Origin of the sequence: Micrococcoides hystricis (assembly GCF_042434215.1) — a bacterium.
GTDB lineage: Bacteria > Actinomycetota > Actinomycetes > Actinomycetales > Micrococcaceae > Micrococcoides > Micrococcoides hystricis.
In genome coordinates this window covers 1-4776 of record NZ_JBHLUB010000015.1, presented here as the reverse complement: position 1 = coordinate 4776, position 4776 = coordinate 1, and the positions used below count along the sequence as shown (strand labels likewise).

The following is a 4776-nucleotide window of genomic DNA, read 5'->3' as shown; positions in this document are numbered from 1 at the left end:
CTCAATCAAACGGACAACCCTGTCCTTAGCTTCCTGATCGAATTTCTTCGGCATAACCCAGATTTTCCCATCTACTCAAACGGAAGAAAACCTGGACCATTTCAAGGATATTTGGGATCTCTAAGTCTCGATGCATAAGCGTTAGGACTTGGCGCTTAAGCTTTTCCGAGCTATTAGTTAGGAGGCCAGGTCGGCACGTTCGTGTGATTCTTCCCAAACCTTCGGATCCGGTCCTAACGGAACAACTTGGGTTGGGTTTACGTCGGTATGAACGATGTAGTAATGATCTTTGATCTGCTGGAAATCAACGGTCTCACCAAATCCGGGGGTCTGATAAAGGTCACGAGCATAACCCCAGAGGTTAGGCATCTCTGTCAGCTTCTGCCGGTTCGCTTTGAAGTGACCATGGTAGACAGCATCAAATCGTGCCAACGTTGTAAAGAGTCGGATGTCTGCTTCAGTGATGTTATCGCCCATGAGGTAGCGGCGGGTGCTCAAACGTTCCTCGAGCCAGTCAAGGCTTTCCCAAAGTTCGTTGTAGGCCTTCTCATATGCTTCCTGCTTGCCAGCAAATCCGGCCTTGTAGACACCGTTGTTGACGGTATGGAAGATCCGATCCATGATGGGGAACATTTCTTCAATGTGTTCTTTGGGGAACAGATCTGGTGCGTCTGCTTTGTGGAATTCCTTCCACTGGGTGGAGAAGTCGATCGTGATCTGCTTGAAGTCGTTGGTCACGACTTTTCCGGTTGGCTCATCAACAACGGCAGGAACAGTGATTCCCCGAGGGTAGTCGGGAAAACGTTTGAAGTAGTTTTCCTGCAGACGTTCAGTACCCAAAACAGGGTCCTTGCCATCAGGATCAAGATCAAAAGTCCACGAGCGAGCATCATGAGTCGGACCTGGCAGGCCAACGCTAATGACGTCTTCCAAACCCAGCAGTTTTCGAACAATCAGGGTCCGATTCGCCCAAGGACAGGCGGGAGCAGCCACCAAGCGATAACGGTTCGCCTCGACCGGCCAAGCAACAGCATCTTCACTCAAATCGTTGTCGAGCCAACCACCGTACTTGGTACCCACGGCATCATCTTTGCGCAGCCCGGCCGCATCTGGGTTGGCAAGAATTCGGTCTTCAATGTAGTTAGTGTCGCGGTCGAATTCACCATCTGGATTTACGTAGCTACCCAAGGTTCTCTCCTAACTGAAGACCGATGACATAAGAACTGTTATCGGCCTCTTTATAGTTGACTTGTCACCTATATTACCATGCAGCAGGATCGCTCACCACAGGCACCCCAGCCAGGCCCCTAGCTAGCTGGAGCCCCCAAGCGAGCTGTTACCGCAGCGGCAGCCTGCTTCACCTGATCCGCCAAGCGCTCTGCCTTGCCTTCGTTCTTGACTCTGGACAAGGGTGCCGACACAACGATTCCACCCAGAATTTGCCCACGGGTGTCGAAAATCGGGCTGGAAACACCAAATTCTTCAGGAGTTGTCGCACCCTCATTGATGGCATAACCAAGCCGCTGCACCCGCTCGAGCTCAGCATCAATCTCCGACTCACTAAGCTGCGCGGGAGAGAGGTCGACATGACCATGAGCGACTAGCGCCCGTACTTCGTCGATCGGAAGCTGAGATAGCACAGTGCGAACCGCGGACGACTGCCAGCGATTGTATTGCGTGCCGACACTGGCCGTGTGCTTAACCTGATGAGGGCTAGCCACCTGATCCACCACGACGACATTCTTGCCATTCCAGAGCGCAAGTGCGGCAGTCTCCTCTGTCGCCCGCGAAAGAAGTTCCAGATGAGGATGCGCCGCTATCCTCGCATCCAGTTCAGCCATCAATGGTGCGGCTAAACGCAGCACCCTCAAGTCCAGTTGGTACTTGCCCGCGTGGCCGTCGCGCAGCACATACCCCTCATTGGCTAGACCATGCAGGACTCGGGAGACTGTCGATTTGTGCAACCCGACGCGCTCAGCAATTTCCGTGACAGACAGAGCAGGTTCATGCTGACTAAATGCCTCCAGGATGGCCAACCCATTTAGCAGTGCAGCGGGCGCACCCTGAGGGGACGACTGCGAAACTTCTTTCACCGTTTTCTACTCCTTCTGTTCACACCTTACTTAGCAGCCTATGCCCTTACTGCCCAGCTTCGTGGCCTTCGAACTGCACTCTCGTCGAAGTCGAGACGAAGCACGACTGGGAAAAGTTTTTCAGCGAACCCCTTGAAAGGTGCTCTCCTAGCAACTAGATTGTTCACACAGCAACTAAATGTTGTCTAGCTCACATCAATCAAGGAGTTCATCATGGTGGATGAGATTTACAAGTCAGACGAGAACTACAAGGCAACCGAACGCGAACTAGAAGAACTTCTGCAGAAGGCCTTCAATCAGGGATCTGAGGAAATGCAGCGTCGCGGCTTCAAGCGTCGGGTGGGTTTCGGAACTCGTCCCGCTGTCATTCACATCGATATGGCCAACGCTTGGACTCGTCCAGATCATGCGTTCACATGCCGCAACATGGATACGATCATCCCGGCATGTCAGGATCTCAATGCCGCAGCCCGGGCTAAAGGCGTACCTGTCATTTTTATTACCACTGCCTATGAAGTGCTCGACACGTCGCTACCGTCGGACATGGGTCTGTGGTCACAGAAGATCCCATTGGAGACCTTGGATCCTTCGACGGGTGCCGCCGATATCGATTCACGGATTGCACCAGAGGAAGGCGAGCTTGTCATCACCAAGAAACGCGCCTCGGCCTTTCCCGGGACCTATTTGAACCAATTCCTCACTGCCAATCGCATCGATACGTTGATTGTCACGGGTGTTACGGCTTCAGCCTGCGTGCGAAATACCGTTGAAGATGCCATGGCAGAAGGGTTCCGTCCCATCGTTGTCCGCGAAGCGGTAGGAGATCGTGTGGCCGGCACCGTCGCCTGGAATCTCTTTGATATCGACAACAAGTTCGGAGATGTTGAGAGTCTCTCCACGGTTGTTGACTACCTGAACAATTTGCCGAACTTTGAGGACACTACCCCAACCACGACAGCGGCTGTTGTGAATCAGAAGCAGCCTGCCGCTGAGTTCATTTCTAGCTAGTCGATTCTCCTTTAATTCTCCGTCAGCAAGGCGGCCCATCTTAGAGACCACAACTTAGATGGGCCGCTTTTGCTTTCACGAACATCCAGACTTCAGGATTAGGAAACAAAATGTCTTCATCACAACACGGTTCCGCCGCGGCGACGGTAGGTCATGGAAATCAGTCAACTGCTCCGGTGGATCGCAAAAACCTACGGAGAGTAACCTTGGCTGGTTTCGCTGGCACGGTTGTAGAGTGGTTCGACTTTGCAGTTTATGGGTTCATGGCCACCACGATTGCTACAACCTTTTTCCGTTCAGACTCCCCTGTCGTAGGGCTACTTCAAACCTTTGCGGTTTTCGCAGTGGCCTTTGCCTTGCGACCACTTGGCGGCGCCCTCTTTGGCATGCTCGGTGACAGAATAGGCAGAAAACGCGTGCTCGTCATCACGGTGTTGCTGATGTCCGGAGCAACAGCCGCCATTGGCCTGCTGCCCAGCTACGACCAAATTGGAATTTGGGCTGCAGTACTGTTGACCTTGGCTCGGTGTCTGCAAGGCCTATCGGCCGGCGGGGAATATGCGGGTGCGGTTACTTACGTCATCGAGCATGCGCCCGTTAACGAAAGGGCTCGTTGGGGTTCAGCGATGCCCACAGCAACGTTCACAGCTTTCGCAGCTGCCGCTGCGCTGAGCTACGTTCTATCTGCAGGCTTGGGACAACAAGCCATGGATGAATGGGGTTGGCGCATTCCATTCTTGGTTGCAGCGCCCCTAGGTCTGATAGCATTCTGGATCCGGCGCCACCTCGGGGAGTCACCGCTATTCCAGGAGATACAGGAGGCCTCAGAGACGGTTGAACACACGCCGATCAGGCAGACGTTCAAACTTCAGTGGCGTGAAATGCTCTTGCTCGGCGGATACATCTCACTGACTGCGCTATCGTTCTACATCTTCTCGACCTACATGACCACATTCCTCCGGCAAGTCGTAGGTTTAGAGGCGACCCCTGTACTCCTTTCGAACGTGCTAGCCCTTACCCTTGCGGCGGTAACAGCACCGTTCATTGGACGTATCTGTGACCGAATCGGGCGACGGAAGACCATGTTTGCGTCTGCGATAATGCTAGGCCTAACAGCAATTCCCGGATACCTCATTGCTTCTAATGAAACCTTCGCGGGCGCACTTATCGGCCAGGTGCTCATCATGTTCGGAACAGTGACAGCCAACGTTGTCACTGCGGTCCTACTCACCGAAGTGTTCCCAACAAAGGTCCGATACACAGCCTCTGGGATTACCTACAACGTTTCTTATGCCATCTTCGGTGGCACAGCACCGTTCGTAGCCACGTGGTTGATCGATCTCACCGGCACACCTGTAGCGCCAGCGATCTACCTGACGGTCATCGCAGCAGGCGCGATCATCGCGACAATATTCCTCCCGGAAACTAACGCGCGGCCTCTGGGTATCGGCCTAGACGATGAAGCCATCACGTCTTCCATCCCAAAGATCAAAGTCGATTCGACCCACCAAAAACATAACGAATTGAAGCCCCAACACAATAGGCAGTGACAGGACTGCCGACCTAGTTAGTGGGCTGTGTCAAGTTTTTTGGACAGGCTGCTCGGGTTTTCTAACTCGTTAGGCCGCTTGGGTTGATGCCGTTGCGGTGAGGTCGTGGCGGTCGGTCCAGGCTT

General features: G+C 53.6%; 4 protein-coding genes. 2 read left to right on the top strand and 2 right to left on the bottom strand.

What is annotated here, in order from left to right; genetic code table 11:
* Positions 1 to 177 precede the first annotated feature (177 nt).
* Entirely contained in the window at positions 178 to 1188 is a 1011-nt protein-coding gene (locus ACFFFR_RS03905) for a glutathione S-transferase family protein (protein ID WP_377458225.1), read from the bottom strand.
* A gap of 119 nt (positions 1189 to 1307) precedes the next feature.
* Positions 1308 to 2093, bottom strand: a complete 786-nt coding sequence (locus tag ACFFFR_RS03900) for an IclR family transcriptional regulator (protein WP_377458224.1) — start codon at positions 2091 to 2093, stop codon at positions 1308 to 1310.
* 213 nt (positions 2094 to 2306) lie between these two features.
* Here ACFFFR_RS03900 and ACFFFR_RS03895 point away from each other — a divergent pair, with 213 nt between their 5' ends.
* Positions 2307 to 3101, top strand: a complete 795-nt coding sequence (locus ACFFFR_RS03895; RefSeq protein WP_377458223.1) for an isochorismatase family protein — start codon at positions 2307 to 2309, stop codon at positions 3099 to 3101.
* Positions 3102 to 3211: 110 nt separating this feature from the next.
* On the top strand, positions 3212 to 4651 hold the full coding sequence (locus tag ACFFFR_RS03890; RefSeq protein WP_377458222.1) for an MFS transporter: 1440 nt from the start codon (positions 3212 to 3214) through the stop codon (positions 4649 to 4651).
* Positions 4652 to 4776 lie beyond the last annotated feature (125 nt).

Excerpts from the sequence above, each read along its gene's own strand:
- ACFFFR_RS03895 (WP_377458223.1), top strand. The coding sequence starts at position 2,307 with ATGGTGGATGAGATTTACAAGTCAGACGAGAACTACAAGGCAACCGAA.
- ACFFFR_RS03890 (WP_377458222.1), top strand. The coding sequence starts at position 3,212 with ATGTCTTCATCACAACACGGTTCCGCCGCGGCGACGGTAGGTCATGGA.